The organism is Acinetobacter sp. WCHAc060025, from assembly GCF_004209355.1.
Taxonomy (GTDB): Bacteria; Pseudomonadota; Gammaproteobacteria; order Pseudomonadales; family Moraxellaceae; genus Acinetobacter; species Acinetobacter wuhouensis.
In genome coordinates this window covers 76,653-97,440 of sequence record NZ_SGSX01000004.1, presented here as the reverse complement: position 1 = coordinate 97,440, position 20,788 = coordinate 76,653, and the positions used below count along the sequence as shown (strand labels likewise).

At 37.9% G+C, this 20,788-nt stretch carries 20 protein-coding genes; 15 read left to right on the top strand and 5 right to left on the bottom strand.

Annotated features, from left to right (window positions below; all coding sequences use genetic code 11):
* Window positions 1-22 precede the first annotated feature (22 nt).
* Window positions 23-673, bottom strand: a complete 651-nt coding sequence (locus EXE09_RS04480) for an OmpA family protein (RefSeq protein WP_068975811.1) — start codon at window positions 671-673, stop codon at window positions 23-25.
* A 239-nt stretch (window positions 674-912) separates the two neighbouring features.
* On the opposite strand from EXE09_RS04480, the gene EXE09_RS04475 reads away from it, so the two are divergent.
* The 6 genes from EXE09_RS04475 to EXE09_RS04450 all read left to right on the top strand — a co-directional run bounded on the left by EXE09_RS04475 (window position 913) and on the right by EXE09_RS04450 (window position 5,567).
* Entirely contained in the window at window positions 913-1,830 is a 918-nt protein-coding gene (locus EXE09_RS04475; protein WP_087552853.1) for an acyltransferase, read from the top strand.
* 51 nt (window positions 1,831-1,881) lie between these two features.
* Window positions 1,882-2,931, top strand: coding sequence for a hypothetical protein (locus tag EXE09_RS04470; protein WP_068975813.1), 1,050 nt, complete (start codon window positions 1,882-1,884; stop codon window positions 2,929-2,931).
* Window positions 2,932-3,057: 126 nt separating this feature from the next.
* Window positions 3,058-3,786, top strand: coding sequence for a septum site-determining protein MinC (minC, locus tag EXE09_RS04465; RefSeq protein WP_130116474.1), 729 nt, complete (start codon window positions 3,058-3,060; stop codon window positions 3,784-3,786).
* A gap of 66 nt (window positions 3,787-3,852) precedes the next feature.
* Window positions 3,853-4,665 (top strand): septum site-determining protein MinD, encoded by an 813-nt coding sequence (gene minD, locus EXE09_RS04460; protein ID WP_068975815.1) that lies wholly within the window; start codon window positions 3,853-3,855, stop codon window positions 4,663-4,665.
* A gap of 2 nt (window positions 4,666-4,667) precedes the next feature.
* Window positions 4,668-4,940, top strand: coding sequence for a cell division topological specificity factor MinE (gene minE, locus EXE09_RS04455; RefSeq protein WP_004722763.1), 273 nt, complete (start codon window positions 4,668-4,670; stop codon window positions 4,938-4,940).
* A gap of 339 nt (window positions 4,941-5,279) precedes the next feature.
* A complete protein-coding gene (locus EXE09_RS04450) occupies window positions 5,280-5,567 on the top strand; it encodes a PA4642 family protein (RefSeq protein ID WP_068975816.1) in 288 nt (95 codons plus the stop codon).
* Between the two features lie 339 nt (window positions 5,568-5,906).
* On the opposite strand, the gene EXE09_RS04445 is transcribed toward EXE09_RS04450, so the two are convergent.
* Window positions 5,907-7,511 carry an isocitrate lyase gene (locus EXE09_RS04445; RefSeq protein ID WP_068975817.1) on the bottom strand — a complete coding sequence of 535 codons (1,605 nt, stop codon included), beginning with the start codon at window positions 7,509-7,511 and terminating at the stop codon, window positions 5,907-5,909.
* Window positions 7,512-8,148: 637 nt separating this feature from the next.
* Between EXE09_RS04445 and EXE09_RS04440 the strand changes: the two genes are divergently transcribed.
* From EXE09_RS04440 to EXE09_RS04430, 3 genes are all read left to right on the top strand, one after another.
* Window positions 8,149-9,138 (top strand): LysR family transcriptional regulator, encoded by a 990-nt coding sequence (locus EXE09_RS04440; RefSeq protein ID WP_068975818.1) that lies wholly within the window; start codon window positions 8,149-8,151, stop codon window positions 9,136-9,138.
* 142 nt (window positions 9,139-9,280) lie between these two features.
* A complete protein-coding gene (locus EXE09_RS04435; protein WP_068975819.1) occupies window positions 9,281-10,609 on the top strand; it encodes a hemolysin family protein in 1,329 nt (442 codons plus the stop codon).
* A gap of 416 nt (window positions 10,610-11,025) precedes the next feature.
* Window positions 11,026-12,366 (top strand): CitMHS family transporter, encoded by a 1,341-nt coding sequence (locus tag EXE09_RS04430; RefSeq protein ID WP_068975820.1) that lies wholly within the window; start codon window positions 11,026-11,028, stop codon window positions 12,364-12,366.
* A gap of 96 nt (window positions 12,367-12,462) precedes the next feature.
* Here the strand turns inward: EXE09_RS04430 and EXE09_RS04425 are convergent, their stop codons facing one another.
* The gene (locus EXE09_RS04425) at window positions 12,463-12,966 is read right to left on the bottom strand and encodes a hypothetical protein (protein WP_068975821.1); all 504 of its coding nucleotides are present in this window, start codon (window positions 12,964-12,966) and stop codon (window positions 12,463-12,465) included.
* A gap of 152 nt (window positions 12,967-13,118) precedes the next feature.
* On the opposite strand from EXE09_RS04425, the gene EXE09_RS04420 reads away from it, so the two are divergent.
* Together EXE09_RS04420 and EXE09_RS04415 are read left to right on the top strand one after the other, a co-directional pair.
* On the top strand, window positions 13,119-13,394 hold the full coding sequence (locus tag EXE09_RS04420) for a hypothetical protein (RefSeq protein WP_068975822.1): 276 nt from the start codon (window positions 13,119-13,121) through the stop codon (window positions 13,392-13,394).
* A 60-nt stretch (window positions 13,395-13,454) separates the two neighbouring features.
* Window positions 13,455-14,465, top strand: coding sequence for a zinc-binding alcohol dehydrogenase family protein (locus tag EXE09_RS04415; RefSeq protein WP_068975823.1), 1,011 nt, complete (start codon window positions 13,455-13,457; stop codon window positions 14,463-14,465).
* Between the two features lie 134 nt (window positions 14,466-14,599).
* Here EXE09_RS04415 and EXE09_RS04410 read toward each other — a convergent pair whose 3' ends face one another.
* Complete coding sequence (locus tag EXE09_RS04410) at window positions 14,600-15,556, bottom strand: D-cysteine desulfhydrase family protein (protein WP_130116473.1); 957 nt, start codon at window positions 15,554-15,556, stop codon at window positions 14,600-14,602.
* Window positions 15,557-15,655: 99 nt separating this feature from the next.
* Window positions 15,656-16,645: an NAD(P)H-quinone oxidoreductase gene (locus EXE09_RS04405; RefSeq protein ID WP_130116472.1), complete on the bottom strand. Its 990-nt coding sequence runs from the start codon at window positions 16,643-16,645 to the stop codon at window positions 15,656-15,658.
* Window positions 16,646-17,089: 444 nt separating this feature from the next.
* Here EXE09_RS04405 and EXE09_RS04400 point away from each other — a divergent pair, with 444 nt between their 5' ends.
* From EXE09_RS04400 to EXE09_RS04385, 4 genes are all read left to right on the top strand, one after another.
* Window positions 17,090-18,583 (top strand): long-chain fatty acid transporter, encoded by a 1,494-nt coding sequence (locus tag EXE09_RS04400; RefSeq protein ID WP_087552846.1) that lies wholly within the window; start codon window positions 17,090-17,092, stop codon window positions 18,581-18,583.
* A 262-nt stretch (window positions 18,584-18,845) separates the two neighbouring features.
* Window positions 18,846-19,163: a hypothetical protein gene (locus EXE09_RS04395; RefSeq protein WP_068975827.1), complete on the top strand. Its 318-nt coding sequence runs from the start codon at window positions 18,846-18,848 to the stop codon at window positions 19,161-19,163.
* A gap of 253 nt (window positions 19,164-19,416) precedes the next feature.
* Entirely contained in the window at window positions 19,417-19,965 is a 549-nt protein-coding gene (locus tag EXE09_RS04390) for a DUF2239 family protein (RefSeq protein ID WP_130116471.1), read from the top strand.
* Between the two features lie 185 nt (window positions 19,966-20,150).
* Window positions 20,151-20,738, top strand: coding sequence for a TetR/AcrR family transcriptional regulator (locus EXE09_RS04385; protein ID WP_130116470.1), 588 nt, complete (start codon window positions 20,151-20,153; stop codon window positions 20,736-20,738).
* The last annotated feature ends 50 nt before the right edge of the window (window positions 20,739-20,788 follow it).

Here is a 20,788-nt window from a genome sequence, read left to right as displayed (position 1 = left end):
TAACTTCTTCATGTAATGCGAATTAGCTCGCAGCATAGATGCTGATTTCTACACGACGGTTTTGTTCACGACCAGCAGCAGTTGAGTTATCTGCGATTGGGTTTTGTGAACCATAGCCTTGAGTGTCGATACGGCTAGAAACACCTTGACCTTTCAAGTAGCTTGCTACAGACGCAGCACGGTTTTGTGACAATGGAATGTTAATTGCATCGTTACCTGTGTTATCTGTATAACCAGTAACAAGAATTACACTCTTGTTGTCTTCTTTCAAAGTTTGAACAACTTTGTTTAAAGTACCGTAGAAGTTAGGCTTAATATTTGATTTATTTGTATCAAACGTAATACTACCCGGCATAATTAAAGACACTGAACCATCTGGATTACGGTTAACGTCTACACCAGTACCTTGCATTTGTTGACGAAGTTTCTTCTCTTTATTATCTAAATAAGCACCTGCGCCAGCACCAACTAAAGCACCAATCGCTGCTGCACGGTTGTTTTGCGCAGAAGTATTTGCATTACCACGAGACAAACCATAGCCTGCTGCCGCACCGATCAAACCACCTAAAGCAGCTTTATCGTATTCCATACCGCCGATATTATTACCAGTTGTTTGACAGCCAGAAAGTACGAGAGCCCCTGCTGTTAAAGTTGTAATTACTAGTGCACGCATGACATGCCTCCAAGTTGTGTTTTTTGTTGAAGTAATTTTGGTATAAAAAACAAAGTCTCACTATATGTATTTTGTTAAAAAGCGCTTTTTTTTTAACATTTTGTAATATTTTGATCTCATTTTACAAACTGAACGCCATAATTTATACATAGTGATGAATTGTGTCTTTTTAAATTCAGTCACAACGACTATATTGCATAATTGAACTTATCTTCTCAATCCAAGATTAGGACTGTTCTATGTCATCTCAACAGCAGAAGCAACCTATTTTAAAAAAAATTACGAAAGGTTTAACCGTTGGTACTGTGATTACGGGTAGCACTTTCTTTCATGGACCGCCTGTTTTGGCTTTAGGCTTCACGAAATTTTTTAAAAAATCCAAAAAAGTCGATGAAACCAATATTAACATTACAAATAGTTGGTTAAGTGTCAATAACTGGTTGATTGATCATGTACTTCCTGAAACGAAATGGGACATTTCTGTCGATGAAAACCTCGACTTAAATATGCAAGGTCGTTATCTGATGACCTGTAATCATCAAAGTTGGGTGGATACCACAGTGAATCAATACTTTGGTCTAACCCGTATGCCACTCACTCGTTTCTTTACTAAATGGGAGCTCATTTTCATTCCATTCGTGGGACAAGCCTTTAAGATTTTAGGCTTTCCAATGATGAAGCGTCACACGAAAGAACAAATTGCGAAAAACCCTGAACTGAAACATCGTGATATGGAAGAAGCTCGCAATGCTTGTGAACAGTTATTAAGTCAACCTTTTACCTTGCTGAATTATCTTGAAGGGACACGTTTTACACCAGAAAAACATGCGCAGCAAAAATCACCTTATACCAATCTACTCAAACCTAAAGCAGGCGGATTAGCCTTAGCACTCAATATTTTAGGTGATAAAATCGATGCATTGGTCGATATGACGATTGTTTATCCTGATGGTGCGCCAGGATATGGTGAGTTTTGGCTAGGTGAAGTTCCTCGTATTGCCGTCAATATGCGTAGAATCAATATTCCTGATTGGGTACTTGGCGGTAACTATGAAGATGATGCAGAATACCGTGAACGTTTTCAAATTTGGGTCGATGAACTTTGGACTGAAAAAGACCAACTCATTTCCCAAATGAAACAAAAATACAAAAATTAAATTCATTTCGATGAAAAATTAAAAATAACTCAGAAATAACAAAGGATTGGTATGACAGAACAAGCCACAGATCAAGACAACATAGAAGCACCAAAAGTAGAGAAAACGGTTGGTTGGTGGATCGCTTTTGGTTATGACATCTTTATGATGTTTATCATCGTGTTTAACTTGTTCTGTTTGAGTGCCAATGCATTTCTAATGAGTGAATTTGGAAATTGGTTTTTTAACGAAATCCAACTTCCACAAGTCTTACATTATTACAAAACTGATCTATATCCTTGGGTTGTCAAAACTGAAAGTTGGTTTATTACCTTTTTAATTGCAGAGCTCGGTATTCGTTGGTTCATTGCGATTATCAATAAACATCATGCACGTTGGTTCTTCTTTCCTTTTATTCATTGGTATGAAATTTTAGCCATCAATCCATACTTACGTTTTTTACGTTTAATCCGTGTCGGCATTATTGCCTATCGTTTCCATGAACTCGGTTATAAAGTAGTTCCAGATAGTATTATGAAACGTGTATTGTTCTATTACCGTGTGGTGATGGAGGAAATTTCAGATCGTGTTGTCATCACAGTGATTGATAGTATCAAACATGAATTAAACACCAGTTCGACGCATAAAAAGATTATCCATAATCTGGTAGATCATCACCGAGAGCAATTTGCACAAACATTAGCAGAAATTTTGCAAGAGGCTTTAGCCACTGAATTAAAAGCACAAAACACAGCAATCACCAATGGTGTTGGACAAATTGTCCGCCAAGCTATTGAAGACACGCCACAATTGACCCAACTGTTACGCCTCATTCCAATTGCAGGTAGCATGATTGAAAATCAAATTCAAAATATCGGGCAACAATTGGGTGAAAATATTACTCAAGGTCTCATTGATCCATTCACCCAAGGAAATGTACAAAGCCCAAATTCAACCTATCAATTGATCTCAACTAAATTAAGTCAGTTAAATATTGATAATCAAAAGCTTGAAGAACTGGTTGAATCTGTAGTCTATGAAAGTTTAGAATCAGTTAGGCAACAAGTGAAAGTAAAACAGTGGCAAATTGAATTAGAAAAAAATGATCAAGCGAAAGAATAAGCAATTCATTGAAAATATTTGTATCTTTACTAGAGAAATCATTCAATATGCTCTAGCATTTGCTCAATTTCACCATTTGACTTTTAGATAGAAGAATTTAGGTCACAAGCCTATTAAGGAATCACTATGGCTGATATACGGATTACTGGCAGAATGGTTAATTTTACCCGATTAACCTTTGATACAAATGATCATGATGCCATCCGCCAGCAATTAAATTCAATGATGAACGAAACCTCTTATCAAGGGGCTTTAGTTATTATTGACACGACTGTTGAACAAGAGCTTATTGCGCTTATTCAATTGTTAATCAGCTTAGATTTACAGCCTATGGCTGTGATTGATGGCTTATTGGGTGACCAAGCACGTGCAATTCAATTTCCAGTATTAGCAGCAGACAGACCATTACAACGGATTAAAGCGACAAAAGAACAAGTGGTTGAAACGCCTGTAAAAGAACCAACAGCATCAACAACGCAAGTGAATCATGTCAATGCTGAACCCGCTAAAAAAGTCAGTCACATCACCTCTTACCATGATGAAATTTTAAGAACAGGTCAATGCCTTGTACAAGACCATGGTGACATTATTCTCAATGCTGGGATTAATAGTGGCTCAGAAGTGATTGCTTCAGGAAATATACATATCTACGGAAGTGTTCGTGGTAGAGTCATTGCAGGTGCAGGTGGTAACACAACTGCAAGAATTTTTTGTCACTCACTAGAAGCCGAATTGGTTTCGATTGCAGGGACATATTGTGTCGCAGATGACATCCCGCCAGATGTAATTAAAAAATCTGTACATATTCACTTAAATGATCAGCAAGAGCTTGTATTTGAAGCTTTGCAATTTTAAGGTATAAATTAAACACCATATAAAACTCGTTTAAACGGGTGGATGACCATAATAGGAGTGGATTCGGTGGCCAAAATTGTTGTCGTTACATCAGGCAAAGGCGGTGTAGGTAAAACTACAACGAGCGCATCTTTTGCAACAGGACTTGCCCTTCGTGGTCATAAAACTGTTGTGATTGATTTTGACGTAGGTTTACGTAACTTAGACTTGATCATGGGTTGTGAACGTCGTGTTGTATATGACTTCGTAAACGTTTTAAATAATGAAGCACGTTTACAACAAGCATTGATTCGCGATAAAGATATCGAAAATTTATATATTCTTCCTGCATCACAAACACGCGATAAAGATGCTTTGACCGATGAAGGTGTAGCTCGTGTTATCGATGAACTATCACAAGAGTTTGATTACATTATTTGTGACTCACCTGCGGGTATTGAACGTGGTGCGATTCTTGCCATGTATCATGCAGATGAAGCAATCATCGTGACGAATCCAGAAATCTCTTCTGTACGAGATTCAGATCGTATTATCGGTATGTTGGACAGCAAAACCAAGAAAGTTGAAAACAACGAAGGTCGTGTACGTAAGCATTTATGTATCACTCGTTTCAACCCTGAACGTGCTGATAAACAAGAAATGTTAACGATTGATGATATTTCTAAAGATATTTTACGTGTACCAACTTTAGGTGTAATTCCTGAATGCCCAAGCGTATTGCAAGCATCGAACGAAGGTAAGCCTGTTATTCTTTATCAAGATGCAAGCGCAGGTCAGGCTTATGATGACCTTGTTGCACGTTTCCTAGGTGAGGAGCGTCCTTATCGTCATATTACAGTGAAACCTAAGGGTTGGTTAGCACGTCTATTTGGAGCGTAGAAATGGCAGGATTTTGGAGTAAACTTTTTAGCAATGATGACAAACCATCTAGCGCCCAAACTGCTAAAGATCGCTTAAAAGTTATCGTTGCTTCTGAAAATGGCTTGGGTAAACGCCTGAGCCAAGATAAGATTGATCAAATGAAGAAAGAAATCATGCAAGTGGTCAATCGTTATGTACGTGGTGTGGATGAGCAGCATATTCAAATGCAAGTTCGTTCAGAAGCTAACATTGAAATGTTGGAAATGAATATCAATTTACCTGAAGAACGTTAATTTCATTATTGATTAGTCAAGTGAATTGATTCAGGGCAAAATATGAGACTGGGATAGCAAAGCGCTGCTTTGCCCAGTCGCAAGACGAGAAGTTGTGCTTCGAGTGGACTGGATTAGCAAACTTAAAGCAACACTTTAAGGATTTGCCCAGTCGCAAGACGAGAAGCTGTGCTTCGAGTGGGCAGATCGAGCTAAAAAGGTTTTTTCTGCCCATATTTTTGCCCTTTTTCATAGACGAATTTCATAGAAACATTGCTGTTTTCATTCTAATACGATCTGAAAATGCTTTTATAATATTGAGATAAGTCAAACAATTAATTATTTTGAGGAGATGCTGTTATGGCACTTTCACAGCCAGCAACGTTCAATGAAGAATGGTCAGACGAGCGTGTATTTGCCTATTTGGATCAATTACCGCCTGAAGGTGTGAATGGTGATTTCCATGTGCTTTATCATGCATTTAAACACATGCGTCCTTTCGACTATGCGCGCTTATTGACTAAATTCATTGCAGATGGACGCGATGTCAATGCGACTAATCCAGAAGGTCAACGCATTCATGACGTGATTGCACAGTATCCTCGTCAAAAAGAAGGTTTCTTAGAAGTATTGGCTAAATTTGCTTAATATTTTTAGTGAATAAATAAAGGGAAGCTAAATGAACTTCCCTTTTTTATGCTCATCATTTTGCGCTGATCTATAAACTTCACTCTAGATACCTTTGATCATTTAAATACGAATCATCTAGACCCAAACTAAATATTTGAATTTACAGTTATCGACATAATTTTCTAACGAAATAACCATAATGGCATCAATACAAGTCAAAAGCCTTAATCTAGCCCATTTCAATACGCCAATACCAACTTTCAACATATTCTGTGTTTAATAGAATTAACCCATCAAAAAAGTACAGACCATAAAAAACCCAGCTTTCGCTGGGTTTTCTTCGAATCAATTCAGAGCTTAGTGAGCAGCGAATTGGTTCATTGTGTTTTTAGCATCGTCGTGCGCTTTAAGAGCGTTGTCACCAGAGAAGATTTCTTTGTGATCATCACCGATGTCAGAACCAGCCATTGCTTGGTGTTTAACACAAGCGATCGTACCGCGGATCTCTTTACGTTGAACGCCAGCAACATAAGCAAGCATACCTTGGTCGCCGAAGTAACCTTGAGCAAGCTCATGCGTAGAAAGAGCAGCTGTGTGGTAAGTTGGAAGTGTGATCAAGTGATGGAACACACCCGCTTCACGAGAAGCATCAGCTTGGAATGTACGAACTTTTTCATCAGCATCAGCAGCTAATTCAGTTGCATCGTACTCAGCGCTCATTAATTTAGCACGGTCGTAAGCAGAAACGTCTTTACCTTCAGCAACCCAACGGTCGTATGCTTGCTGACGGAAGTTTAAAGTCCAGTTGAATGATGGAGAGTTGTTATAAACAAGTTTCGCATTTGGAACTGTTTCTTTAACACGGTTCACCATGTGAGCGATTTCTTCAACGTTTGGAGTCGCAGTTTCGATCCAAAGAAGGTCAGCACCGTTTTGTAAGCTAGACACACAGTCAAGTACAACGCGGTCAATTTGAGTGCCTTCACGGAACTGATACAAGCCAGAAGCTAAACGCTTAGGACGGTGTAATTTACCGTTACGTTTGATTAGGATTTCGTCTTCTTGAGCATCAGCGATGTCGATTTCAACTGTGTCTAAGTAGCTGATGTATTGAGAAGCGATGTCGCCTGGCTCTTTAACCACTGGGATTTTTTGAGTCAAGTCAGCGCCTTCAGAGTCAGTACGCGCAACGATGATACCGTCATCAAGACCCATTTCTAAGAATGCATAACGTAATGCATGGATTTTAGCGATGAAGTCTTCATGTGGAACTGTTACTTTACCAGCTTGGTGACCACATTGTTTAGCATCAGATACTTGGTTTTCGATTTGAAGTGCACAAGCACCAGCTTCGATCATTTTACGAGCAAGTAAGTAAGTCGCTTCTTCGTTACCGAAACCAGCGTCGATGTCAGCAATAATTGGCACAACGTGAGTTTGGAAACCGTCGATTTGAGCAGTGATTTCAGCGGCTTTAGCAGTATCACCAGCTTCGTTTGCTTTTTTAAGCGCACGGAACAAATCGTTTAATTCTTTCGCATCAGCTTGACGAAGGAAAGTATAGATTTCTTCGATTAATGCTGGAACTGAAGTTTTTTCGTGCATAGATTGGTCAGGAAGTGGACCAAATTCTGAACGAAGCGCAGCAACCATCCAACCAGAAAGGTAGATATAACGACGTTCAGTTGTACCGAAGTATTTTTTGTTCGCAATCATTTTTTGTTGTGCGATGAAACCGTGCCAGCAACCTAATGATTGAGTGTATTTGCTAGAGTCAGCATCATAAGCAGCCATATCACGACGCATAATCGCAGCTGTATATTTAGCAATGTCTAAACCAGTTTTGAAACGGTTTTGCATTTGCATACGCGCAGCATCTTCTGGGCTAATGTCGCGCCAAGTGCTTCCGAATTTTGCTTTTAATTCACGGATTGCATCAATCGCTGTTAAGTATGTAGACATGATATGTTCCTGTAATAATATTAGGATTTCATCAATTGAAGTGCTGAACCTGCTCGGTATTCAATTGTTCAGATTTAGAACACTTCGTTGTTATGGACTTAGCTTAGATTGACTCCTAGAATTAATCCAATATTTTGAGTTAATTCTCAGTATTTATTTAAAAAATATGTAGATCAAAGTCTTATTATAATTATGTTTCAAAATTTTAAATAATTATTTTTAAATAACTTTTTCAAAAAATAATTCCTTAGTATTTGTATAGATATAATACAATTTGGTTATTTTTACTTTATTAGACTTAAGTCTGAACAATCAACAAAAAACTTGATTTCACATTTTATCGAGTAAAATATTCGTAAAACACCCCTATCCTCCTTGTTCATTAATTTACCTAAACCTTGTGTTTATTATTCATTTCCAAACTAAGCGCTTAGGCTATACTGTATAATGAATGCTTTGATAAAATTTATAAACTGCTGTGATTTACTCTATGCTTAGATACTTACTGACATCAATTTAATAAATGATAATACTCATCCGATAAGCTAGATGTTTTTTCTTCTACTTTTTACACAAAGCCATTTCCTTATGGCATAATCCAAAATGATTTTTAAATTTTATTTTCGGTATTTTTTTTATGAATCTTGAGCGGGTCGATCTCAACCTCTTAATTTACCTTGACGTTCTTTTACGTGAAAAAAATGTCACCCGTGCCGCAGAACAATTGGGTGTCACCCAACCTGCCATGAGTAATATTTTACGTCGTCTGCGTAATTTATTTAATGATCCCTTATTGATTCGTTCTTCTGAAGGTATGACACCAACAGAACGTGCTTTAGAATTACAACCCCGTATTCGTGATGCACTTTCTGATTTGTCGATGATTTTGGAACCTCGTACCGAGTTCCGCCCTTATACCTCAAATCGTGTCTTCCGCATCATGACGTCAGACTATGCCGAAGCGACTCTTGTTCCTCGCTTAGTTAAAGCCTTACGTTCAGAAGCGCCCAATGTAGTTCTCGACTTTTTAACACCAAGTGATGTGTCATATCGTGATATGGAACAAGGTAAGGTTGATTTGGCGATCAACCGTTTCAATGAGATTCCACAAAGTTTCCATCAAGTCCTTGTTTGGCGTGATAGCTTTTCATGTCTTTTAAATGGTAAACACCCTGCTGCAAATAATTTAAATCTCAAAAGCTATTTAGATGCACAACATATTTGGGTATCTAAAACGGGTATGGGCGTGGGCTTTGGTGTAAATCCTGAAAAACAAGCAGGTTTAGGCTGGATTGATCAGGCCTTAGAACGTATTGGGCAAAAACGTAAAATTTCAGTATTTACCCGTCATTATCAAATGCCTGCATTATTGGCTTCAAATGTTGACTTGGTTGCAACCTTACCGACTCGCATTGCTCGCCTACAAGCAAAAAGCCAAAACTTATTGATTAAAGACCCTCCATTTTATATTCCTGAATTTGAATTAAAAATGGCATGGTGTCCGTTGTTACACCATCACCCAGCTCATCGTTGGTTACGCCAACTCATTCTCTATGTTGCTCGCCAAATGATTGAAGAAGAAAATCGTGAATTCATGCAAAATAATTCGCATTTTTCTCAATATTAATAGAATTTTACTTAAATTCTTATCATTTCAAGCTTATACTCAATTCAAATCGGTAGTGTTTTACACACTACCTCCCTTTATTTGTGTTAATTTATGACATATTAACAACATCTCATAATAATGATGATCCATAGGTGGATTCGTGAGCCTCTTCCAGAATATCCTCATCATCGCGGTACTTATTGTAGGAGCAGGTTTTTTATCTTTGACTGAAATCGCACTTGCAGGTGCGCGTAAAGTCAAACTCAAGATCCTTGCCGAATCAGGTGATGAACGCGCACAGAAAGTCCTCGACTTACAGCAAAATTCAGCTGATTTCTTTGCTGCGTCGCAGATTGGCTTAAATGCTGTTGCCATCCTAGGCGGTATTTTAGGTGAAGGTGCTTTTCGTCCTTATTTCTTTGAATTTGTTTCACGTTTCTACGCTGGTCCTTGGGCTGAAACCATCAGCTTTGCGCTTTCATTTACCTTAGTCACTTCATTATTTATTCTGTTTGCAGATCTGATGCCAAAACGTATGGCAATGATTGCACCTGAAAAAATTGCTGTTTCAGTCATTAACCCGATTCAGATTTTTATTGTGGTCTGTAAGCCATTGGCTTGGTTTATCAATGCAGTTGCCAACTTGCTTTTCCGTCTGTTCAAAGTGAATACGACACGTGAAGATAATATTACTTTTGACGATATTTCTGCGGTGATGGATGCAGGTGCGCAAGCAGGTGTATTGCAAAAGCAAGAGCACCATTTTATTGAGAATGTATTCGAACTCGAAGAACGTAATGTACCTTCAAGTATGACCACACGTGAAAATGTGGTGTATTTTACACTTAAAGAATCAGAAGATAGTATTCGTCAAAAACTGGCTGAATATCCTTATTCAAAGTTTTTAGTTTGCAATGAAAATATTGATCAAGTGATTGGCTATGTCGATGCCAAAGATATACTGGTTCGTATTTTAAATAATCAGAAAATCAATCAGCTCAATGAATCAACGATTCGTAATGTCTTAACCATTCCTGATACTTTAACACTCTCTGAACTTCTCGATCGTTTCCGCTCAAGTAAAGAAAAATTTGCTGTGGTGATCAATGAATATGCTTTAGTGGTTGGTGTGATCACCCTATCTGACATCATGATTACCGTGATGGGCGATTGGGTCACACCGATGGAAGAAGAACAACAAATCATTAAACGTGATAATAACTCTTGGCTAATCGAAGGTAGCACACCGATTGAAGACATGATGCATGCGCTAGCTATTGATGAAATGCCAGATGCAGATAATTATGAAACTCTAGCAGGTTTCATGATGTATAAACTCAGAAAAATTCCACGCCCTGCGGATACCGTGATCTTTGGTGGTTATAAATTTGAAGTTGTCGATGTCGATCATTTTAAAATTGACCAACTTTTAGTGACACGTCTATTAGAACCTAGTGAAGCAGAAACACCTGAAGAAGAAGCTAAATAATCATTTCTTTAATGGCTAAAATTTTAGACATAGGCTTAGTGACCTACAAGCATAGGTGACTAAGCTTATCTGTTTTAATCACACGATTTGTCCATTTCCTTTATAAACCATGTAAAGAATATGACCCATAGCACAGATTGTTTATCATTTTTAAAAATATGAAAATTATCATGATTCAACTCAAATCAAGCTACTAAAAATAAATATCTTAAAAATCAAAATATTAAGAATAATCACCTTTTTAGTGCAAAAATTATTAAGTTCCATAACCTACTGTTTTTTATATTTTATAATTTTCAAAAATAGTGATGAAATCATCATTTTCAATCATATATTTTAATTTAATCAAATAACTATTAGCATTCACCTACACAAAAAAAGGCTTTTCAATAATGCCTATCTTCAAGGATTGAACTATGCTCACCGTATTAGGTTTGGGCATGATTTTGTGCTTTATGTACTTAATTATGTCACGAAAAATGACTGCTCTCGCAGCTTTAACATTGATTCCAATTGTCTTTGCACTCATCACTTATGGTTTGAGTTTTTATATCGACAGCATAGGTCACTTCGAACTCAAAGAACTCGGTGAAATGATGTTAGATGGTGTGAAAAAGCTCGCACCTACAGGTGTAATGCTACTTTTTGCAATCCTCTACTTCGCCATTATGATTGATACTGGACTGTTTGATCCTTCAGTTAAATTCATTCTTAAATTGGTCAAAGGTGATCCACTCAAAGTAGTCATCGGTACAATTACACTTACCATTATTGTGTCATTGGATGGTGATGGCTCAACCACGTATATGATCTGTGTTGCAGCTATGCTTCCGCTCTACAAGCGTTTAGGTATGAGCCCATTGATCATGGCATGCTTAATGATGCTTGCCAGTGGTATCATGAATTTAACCCCTTGGGGCGGTCCAACGGCGCGTGCAGCAAGTGCACTGCATGTAGAAGCAAGTGATGTATTTGTACCCATGGTGCTTCCAATGATTATTGCGATTATTTGGTTGTATTTTGTCGGCTATATGTATGGTCGTTCTGAGCGTAAGCGTTTAGGCATTATCGAATTGGATGTCAGTCATGGTGACAATATTCAAATTTCGACCAACCCAGAAGCCAATCGTGCACATTTAAGATGGTTCAATGCTTTGCTTACAGTCGTGTTGATGGTCTGCTTGGTCAAAAGCGTGTTACCGCTACCAATCCTGTTTATGATTGCACTGTGTATTGCACTGGTGGTGAATTATAAAGATGTTGATATGCAAAAATCACTGGTTGCACACCATGCAGGAAGTGCTTTAAATGTCGTTGGGATTATCTTTGCAGCTGGTATTTTTACAGGAATTCTCTCAGGCACGGGTATGGTGGATGCTATGTCTAAGGAGTTGGTGGCGATTATTCCTGAAAGCATGGGACCATTTCTTGCCCCAATTACCGCTGTGATTAGTATGCCTTTGACCTTCTTTATGTCCAATGATGCTTTCTATTACGGCGTGCTTCCTATTCTTTCTGAAGCTGCTGGACACTACGGTATTACCCCTGTAGAAATGGCGCGTGCTTCGATCGTGGGACAACCTGTACACTTACTTTCACCATTGGTTCCGTCTACTTATTTACTCTGTGGCTTGGCTGGAATTGAGCTAGGACAACATCAGAAATTCACCATTAAATGGGCAATTTTGACATGTTTGGTCATGGGTGCTGCGGCATTGGTACTTGGTGTGTTCCCACTCTATTCAACTTTGCAATGAGTTGAAACTAGAAATATTCTCCCAATACAGATATTCCTAGCCCTCAAAAAATAAAAGCACGATATTCGTGCTTTTATTTTTGACTAATTTTTAGAATCAATAGCCAGTAATCAGCATATCCAATACAGCTTGATAGTGAATATTAATATCATCTTCTAAAATTTTATACGCGCTATCGAACTGTACCATTGGCCAGCCTTCTTTCCAGAAAGGGAAAATATTATGTAGGTCATGCGTCACAATGGCATCTTCACGAATAATCGCTTGAGCCACTTGAGATAAAACTTGCGCCGTTTCAGCACCATCAATTTTTAAATAATCAATGCCATGCGCTTTTAGAATGCGGATACGGTCTTTTTTATAACGAATTTTTTTCGCTTGTGCTTCATTTAAATTTAAAGCTAAAACAACTGCTTCTACAAATTTTTCTTCAAAACTTTGATTTAAAGCCACTAAAGCCTGTTTATGTGCTTCCTGACGTCCTGCTTTCCCACCATCACGAATGATTTTATTTGATTCGACATTGAGTTCATCAGATTTCATTGATTGAAGAATGTCTAAAATTTCAATATCACTTAATGATGCAGAAGAATCTGTCATGGGAATCCTAAAAACAAAATAAATTAAGTGCCTATTTTCGCATAAATTGAAAATTAAAACAGAGATAATGTTAATCTCAATATAGAAAGGCTACTACTTAGCTGATCATCCATCAATGTTAATCAAATAATAATTCAGGATCTCATCGTGTTATGTCAATTTCAGCTTTAATCGCATGTACCAGTTTTTATTCAGCTTTATACCTTTTTTACTTTTATTTTGCCAAGCAACAACAACCTCTTTTGCTTATTTTAGCTGTAGCGCTACTTGTCTTTGCCTATATCATTACGCCATCGGCAGAAAAGAAAGAACGCCGTCATTTCAATAACACATTGAACTATGAAAATTGGTTTACCTTACCACTCTATACATGGTGGCGATTATTTAGTTTACCCATACGTTTTTTACTGTCTAAACTATTTGATTAGTGTATAAATTATTCTATCCATATATAAATGATTTGATCAATCAATAAAAAATGAGGTCATATGAAAGCGATTGCCTACAAAAAACCTTTAGCTATCTCAGAATCAAATGTGTTTTCTGAAATTGAAATCAACCAACCTATTGCCAGTGGTCATGACTTACTCATCCAAGTTAAAGCCATTTCAGTAAATCCTGTTGATGTTAAAATGCGGCAACGCACTGCACCTGAAAATGACACTTGGAAAATTTTAGGACATGATGCAGTTGGAACCGTCATCGCCATTGGAGATCAAGTTGAAGACTTTAAAGTCGGTGATGAGGTTTTCTATGCAGGATCAAACCAAAGACAAGGTTCTTATGCAGAGTATCAATTGGTCGATGAACGTATTGTTGGATTTAAACCTAAATCATTAAGCGATGCTGAAGCAGCTGCGCTCCCCCTCACCTCTTTAACCGCCTATGAAATGCTCTTTGATCGCTTAAAAGTTCAAGAAACCAAAGCAGATAAACCGGTCATTTTAGTGATCGGTGCTGCTGGTGGCGTGGGTTCAATTACAGTTCAACTATTAAAAGCGTTAACTGAATTTACCGTGATCGCGACTGCTTCTCGCCCTGAATCTAAAACTTGGCTTAAAGAAATTGGTGCAGATTTTGTCATTGATCATCAGCAATCAATTGAATCACAAATCAAAGCTTTAGATATTGGCTCACCGCACTATGTATTCTCTATCAATGGTACAGGAGCTTATACACAAGCTATTGCCAATGTGATTGCACCACAAGGACACTTTGGCTTGATTGATGATCCTGAAAATTTTGTGATTAATCCATTTAAAGTGAAGTCAATTTCAATTCATTGGGAATCAATGTTTACACGTTCAACTTTTCAAACCAAAGACACCGCTCGACAAGGCGATATTTTAAATAAAGTGTCAAAATTACTCGATGACAAACGAGTAAAAACGACTTTAGGGCAAAACCTCGGCAAAATTAATGTAGAAAATATTACTGAAGCCCATCGATTGATTGAATCAGGGAAAAGCATTGGTAAGATTGTATTAGAAGGCTTTTAGTTTAAGGACTTCGAAATGATCAATCTTTATCTGCTGGTCAATAAAAGCCTTAGTCAAAGCCTCTAAATTTTAACGCATGGTGTAATGTCAACTTCGTATAATGACACTACACCCTGTTTTTAATAAATATTTTATTAAACCAGAGATAGTGACGTCGCATACTGAATCACATCTGGATGACCAAAGAATCCAGGCAAACCACCTGTGTGTAGGAAAATGGTTTTCTGCCCTTTTTGAATCGTCCCATCACGTACGGCTGCAACCAAACCTGCAAATGCACGTCCTGTATAGATTGGATCTAAAACAATCCCTTCATATTGTGCAATTAAACGTAATGCCTCTTTTACAGGCTCAGTTAAAGCACTATATCCATCACCAACTTGATCCAGTCGCACACGTATTGTGTCTGAATAATCTGAGGATTGCATATCAGCTAATAAATTACGCACTCGATTTTCAGGATCTGTAACTGCTCCAGTATGTACACCATAAACCAAATCAGCGCCTAACTCATGGACTAAACCCGCCATTGTTCCACCTGAGCCCAATGCAACCACGACATGGTCAATATGTTCAGCTTGTTGCTTTAACTCTTTGGCACAATCAACATACCCCTGTGCAGCATATGCATTCGATCCACCAAAAGGAATGAAAGAAGCTGTAATACCTTGCTGTTGTAAGTCCTGAATCCGTTGTTGAGCAGCTTGTTCTAATTGTCCATCATCAGCATCACCTAACCAATGTAATTTGGCACCAAATAGTCCATCTAAAACAATATTGCCTGTTGGATGCTCAGGTGCTTGCCCTGCTAAAACCAATTCAACATTTAATCCTAGTTTTGCTCCTGCAGCAGCTGTTAAGCGAGCATGATTACTTTGTGCAGCCCCCACAGTCACCAAAGTTGTCGCACCTTGTTCAACTGCTTTTGCACACGAGTATTCAAGTTTTCTGATTTTATTTCCGCCACCACCTAAGCTAGATAAATCATCACGTTTAATCCATAGATCTTCGGCATTCAAACCCAAAGCAACTGCTAAACGAGGTAAATTTTCTAGTGGTGTATTCCATGTACCTAATGCAATTTTATTCATCAAAAATATCTCATGACCATTTATGTAATGGAATGTTGAATATTGCGATTGCAATGACTACAACTCGACATTGAATCACAATATTCAAATCTTTTTATGTTAAATCACTTCAACCACAACTTTACCGATATGTTCACCCGTATCTAAACATGCATGTGCATCTTGAATCTGATCAAACTTAAACGTTTTATAAATCATCGGTAAACATTCACCTTTAGCCCACAGTGGCACAACATGTTCCATTAAGCCTTGGGCAATTTCAGCTTTTTCAGCCGTATTTCGCGCACGCATAGTCGAACCCGTAATGGTCAAACGCTTCATCATAATCTGACCTAGCTTCACCTCTTTGGCTTTTGCACCACCAAGGAAAGCAATATAAACCAAACGACCATCACGACGTAATAAGTTCAAGTTTTGATCTAAATATGGTGCTCCTACCATATCTAGGACAATATCAACACCTGTATTGTCCGTCTTTTCATTGATCACTTGCTCAAAATCTTGAGTTTTATAATTAATCGCAGTGGTTAAATGACCTATCGCTGCAACTTTCTCATCTGAACCGACCGTGGCAAATGACTTTAATCCTAATGATTGACACAACATTAAAGTCGTTGTTCCAATTCCACTTGCACCACCATGCACAAGCACCGTTTCACCTGCTTTGGCATGTGCCATTTGGAACACATTTGCCCATACCGTGAAGAATGTTTCAGGAATCGCAGCCGCCTGAATATATGAAACACCGGTTGGTACGCGAATTGTCTGTGACTCAGGCACTACACAATATTCTGCATAGCCACCGCCATTGGTTAAACCACAAACCTTGTCACCCACTTTAAATAAAGTCACATCCACACCCACAGCAACAACTTCACCCGCAACTTCTAACCCAGGAACAGGGGTCACGCCTTTTGGCATTGGATATAAGCCTTGACGCTGTAAAATATCAGGACGGTTGATACCAAAAGCATGCACTTTAACTAAGACCTCATCAGACTTCGGCTGCGGAATCTCAACTGATTCATACGCCAATTTATCCACGCCACCTGGTTCTGTGATAATCACGTGTTGCATTGTTATTGCCATTGCTTCCTTCCTTTTTAATCCACTACTTTTCATGCTTTTCTATTTGAACATAAAGTTCAGCGTGAATGAATCTTTATCTATTTTTGGTTCAAACTATATTGGAATAAGCTCTTTAAAAAATACACTATCCCGTAATTTTTTGATAAATGCTTTACAGAAGCAAAGCAAACCGAGTACTACAATTCAATATATTGACAATATTGACAAAAATAAATGTCATAAAAGCTAATTTTCGGATTACATTGTTAAACTTATCTGATATTTTAAAATGACTAGGGTTAAATCTGACGGTTTTTCATACTAAATGTACTTTATTTTAAAGTTCATCTATTCAAACAACTGCACAGAATTTTAAACAGTACACAGTAATAAAAAACGATCACAATCTTAGTAAAACAAGTAAAAACAAAAACTTAATACTCAATTATCAAGGGATAGATAAATATGAGAATCAATAAAATTGCTTTAGCTGTTATGACCACCTGTATGCCTATCACAGCACTCTATGCTGCTGCAATGGATCGCTCTGGACAATCGATTGCACCATTTCTACAGCCCAATAATTACTTTGAAGCTGGAATTTCCATATTAGATCCAACCGTTGAAGGAAAAGAAGCTGATGTTTCGGCGACACGTCGAGATATTGAAGATATGGGCAATGACTATTATTTTCCCAGTGCTGCAATAAAACTCCAGCTTACAGACAATATTTCTTTTGGTTTGCTTTATGATCAGCCTTTTGGTGCGGATGTCGCCTACTCAGGCAATAATATTTTTGTGACAGACAGTAGTACCACAATTTTAGATCAAAAGTTATTGACTGGATTGATTGATCAAAAATTTGCAAGTTTAACGGCTGAACAAAAAGTCGGATTGGCAATACAAGGCGTTAAAGGTGCCGATTATTTAAAAACCCCTGCTGGACAAGCAGAGTTTGCCCAAACACTACAAGCGTATAATAACAATGCGACAGCAAAAGCCCAGATTGATACAGGTGTAAAAGCTGGGATTACCCAACAAGTGGATGCAACTAAAGCTTACCTTGGAAAAGGACAAACTTCGGCAAAAGTCGATACTGAAAACCTGAGCATGATTTTTGGCTACCAACCCATCAAAAATATTAATATTTATGCAGGTGGCGTCTACCAAACCATTGACGGTAGTTTACACTTAAGAGGTCAAGCGACCAGTGTTTATAATGGTTATGATGCAACTTTTAAAAAAGACAGTGGTGTCGGCTGGCTCGCTGGTTTTGCCTATCAAATTCCTGAAATTGCTCTAAAAGCTTCTGTTACCTACCGTTCAGAGATCGACCATAAAGTCACGACCCATGAAAATGTTTCCAGTCTGCCCGCTTTGGTGGGATTAGGACAAATTTCTCAAGCAACTGCGGATAGTATTGCAGGGACACAGAAAAAAACAGATATTACTACGCCACAATCGGTCAATATTGATTTACAAAGTGGCATCATGAAGGACACGGTTGCATTTGCCAATATCCGTTGGGTAAATTGGAAAAACTTCGCCATCCAACCTTATCAGTTTGGGGCAATTTCAAAAATTGTGGGACAACTGCCTTCCGTAGCTCAACCGAATGGTTTTAATTTATTGAAATATTCAGATGATCAATGGAATGCAACTGTCGGTGTTGGACGCAAATTAACAGATCAATGGGCGGGTAATGTATCTGTCGGATGGGACTCTGGTGCAGGCAACCCGATCACAGCACTTGGACCGACGGAAGGATATTGGAATGTCGGGCTCGGTGTGCAATTTAGCCCTACACCACAAACCTTTATTTCAGGTGGTGTAAAATACTTCTGGTTAGGTGATGCGCAAGGACAAATCGCTTCTCAATCAGGCAAGAAAACCTATGTTGCTGATTTCACAGATAATACTGCGATTGCCTATGGTTTAAAAATTGGATATCGTTTCTAAATTACTATCGGTTTAGCATGTAAGTTTCCTAAACTTACATGCATCTTTACTCATGAATGAACCACTATTCAAAATAATATTTCTAGCAATAAATTCCCGATCACTCTATTAAAACAATCAACAAAATATCTTAGCACTAGCGTCGCCTACTGTATCTGCCCTTTCACACGCCTGTTTAATATGCTATAACTTTTAAAATCATTTACTTATAATTATTTCCACCAATCCAAATATTCAAAATGAATCAGACTAGGATGTAAAAATGGGCATATATGATCGACTGTCAATGAAGTGGCAAAATATCATTTCCATTGCTTTTCTAACCTTACTCAGCACACTGGCAATTATTGGTTGGGCTTACTTTCTGCACTTTCCTTGGGCATGGTTATTTCACATCATTCTGATCATTGAGCTTTTCATGCTTTTTGCCGTCAATTATTCAGAATACCAAGCCAGTTCAGTCAATGGCGCAGGTGGATGGAGTACATTTGGCTATATTTTTTTCCAAGGCGCTTTTGTCATTGCGATTACCGTATTACGTTTCATCATCTGGATTGCTGAACGCTTTGGACTTGTTTAGTTAAAACCATACAGCGTGAAGCATTCCTAACACAAAAACCAATCACTCATCCAATAAATTCCTTATCTCTACTTTTCAAATTATTGAATTTTCAATTCATCACTCACCTCCTTCTATTCTATTGATTTAGTAATTTTTATTTTTTTTGACCAAATCATGTTCAGAATTTTTCTTGCTTTTTAATTTTACCCTGATAATATTAGCTCATCATTTAGTTTTACCCTGATAAAACTATTTTATGTGAGAATGAAAAATGAACAGTGAAACACTTTATACCGCCTTTCATGGCAATACCCGAATCATCACAGACACCTTGTTTAAAGTTGCTTTGACGATAAAAGAAATTGACAATCATCAATCCAACATTTTGATTTTTAACGATCAAACTGGTCAGCAAATTGATCTGGACTTGTCTGGCTCGGAGCAAGATTTAAAGCAACGCTATGCTGAAATTGCAGAAGTTAAAAAGGTAGGACGTCCAAAGTTAGGGGTCATTTCCCGTGAAATTACGTTGCAACAAAAACATTGGAATTGGTTGGATCAACAAAATGCGAGTGCATCAGCAGTGATTCGCAAATTGATTGATCAAGAGCTGAATAATCCTGCATCTGAAAGCAACATCATGTTGGCGAAACAAGCCGTAGATCGCTTTATGTCTGCGATGATAGGCAATATGCCAAACTATGAAGAAGCCACTCGCGCTCTATATCAAGGCAATAAAACCGTCTTTCTTGAGCTGATTCAAGATTATCCAGCGGACTTAAAAGCCTATTTAGAGCAACAATCCGCCCATGCATTTTAAAGCCTGCGAAAACATCCAAATATTTTTGGATGTTTTCCCCTGATTTATAATAATTTTTAATTCAAATACTTATACAAATAAATCTTTTAAAACCATCCATTTCAATTTTAAAGATGAAATAAAATGCTTGCTTTACTCATTAATATTTTTATAATTAGGTAGATCGGTATACCTATTTTCTTGTTATGAAATCACATCAAGCTAAAGATAAAATTTTGGATGCAGCTAAAACTTTATTCTACAAAGATGGCATTAATGCGACAGGCATCAATACCATCACGGATAAAGCAGGCGTTGCCAAAATGTCGCTATATAACAACTTTCCGTCCAAAGCTGATTTGGTTGAAGCCTATATCGAGTCACGCAATATCGAATGGCAAGCCTTATATGCAATCCGACTTGCAACCGCACATACACCTTTAGATAAAATTTTAGCGGTGTTTGATGCTTATCGTGATCATGCTGAATCTGCGGTAGACAATGGTTTCCGTGGTTGTGGCATGCTCAATGCAGCGGCGGAATTTCCTGCGCACAGCCCTGAACGTGATGCGGTGAAATTACTCAAAGAAGGTATCGAGCAATTATTAACTGAACATTTAAGTGAATTATTTTCTGATCCTAAACAAATTCAATATATCGCCACCATGTTGTCTTTTCTGCTTGAGGGTTCAATCGCCCGTGCAGGTCTGGAATGTTCAAGTGACAAGCTGATTATAGTTCGGAAAATGGCGGAAGATTTGATTCAGACTCAACTTCAACTTACTACGAAATAATATAAGCACAGTCAATCTAAATAACTAAAGATGAGAAAAATAAACAGGAT

Coding starts and splice junctions, on each gene's coding strand:
- EXE09_RS04425 (WP_068975821.1), bottom strand. CDS start 12,966: ATGACAGATTCTTCTGCATCATTAAGTGATATTGAAATTTTAGACATT.
- EXE09_RS04475 (WP_087552853.1), top strand. CDS start 913: ATGTCATCTCAACAGCAGAAGCAACCTATTTTAAAAAAAATTACGAAA.
- EXE09_RS04440 (WP_068975818.1), top strand. CDS start 8,149: ATGAATCTTGAGCGGGTCGATCTCAACCTCTTAATTTACCTTGACGTT.
- EXE09_RS04430 (WP_068975820.1), top strand. CDS start 11,026: ATGCTCACCGTATTAGGTTTGGGCATGATTTTGTGCTTTATGTACTTA.
- EXE09_RS04385 (WP_130116470.1), top strand. CDS start 20,151: ATGAAATCACATCAAGCTAAAGATAAAATTTTGGATGCAGCTAAAACT.
- minC (WP_130116474.1), top strand. CDS start 3,058: ATGGCTGATATACGGATTACTGGCAGAATGGTTAATTTTACCCGATTA.
- EXE09_RS04450 (WP_068975816.1), top strand. CDS start 5,280: ATGGCACTTTCACAGCCAGCAACGTTCAATGAAGAATGGTCAGACGAG.
- EXE09_RS04400 (WP_087552846.1), top strand. CDS start 17,090: ATGAGAATCAATAAAATTGCTTTAGCTGTTATGACCACCTGTATGCCT.
- EXE09_RS04480 (WP_068975811.1), bottom strand. CDS start 673: ATGCGTGCACTAGTAATTACAACTTTAACAGCAGGGGCTCTCGTACTT.
- EXE09_RS04405 (WP_130116472.1), bottom strand. CDS start 16,645: ATGGCAATAACAATGCAACACGTGATTATCACAGAACCAGGTGGCGTG.
- EXE09_RS04420 (WP_068975822.1), top strand. CDS start 13,119: ATGTCAATTTCAGCTTTAATCGCATGTACCAGTTTTTATTCAGCTTTA.
- EXE09_RS04445 (WP_068975817.1), bottom strand. CDS start 7,511: ATGTCTACATACTTAACAGCGATTGATGCAATCCGTGAATTAAAAGCA.
- minE (WP_004722763.1), top strand. CDS start 4,668: ATGGCAGGATTTTGGAGTAAACTTTTTAGCAATGATGACAAACCATCT.
- EXE09_RS04415 (WP_068975823.1), top strand. CDS start 13,455: ATGAAAGCGATTGCCTACAAAAAACCTTTAGCTATCTCAGAATCAAAT.
- EXE09_RS04395 (WP_068975827.1), top strand. CDS start 18,846: ATGGGCATATATGATCGACTGTCAATGAAGTGGCAAAATATCATTTCC.
- EXE09_RS04470 (WP_068975813.1), top strand. CDS start 1,882: ATGACAGAACAAGCCACAGATCAAGACAACATAGAAGCACCAAAAGTA.
- EXE09_RS04410 (WP_130116473.1), bottom strand. CDS start 15,556: ATGAATAAAATTGCATTAGGTACATGGAATACACCACTAGAAAATTTA.
- EXE09_RS04390 (WP_130116471.1), top strand. CDS start 19,417: ATGAACAGTGAAACACTTTATACCGCCTTTCATGGCAATACCCGAATC.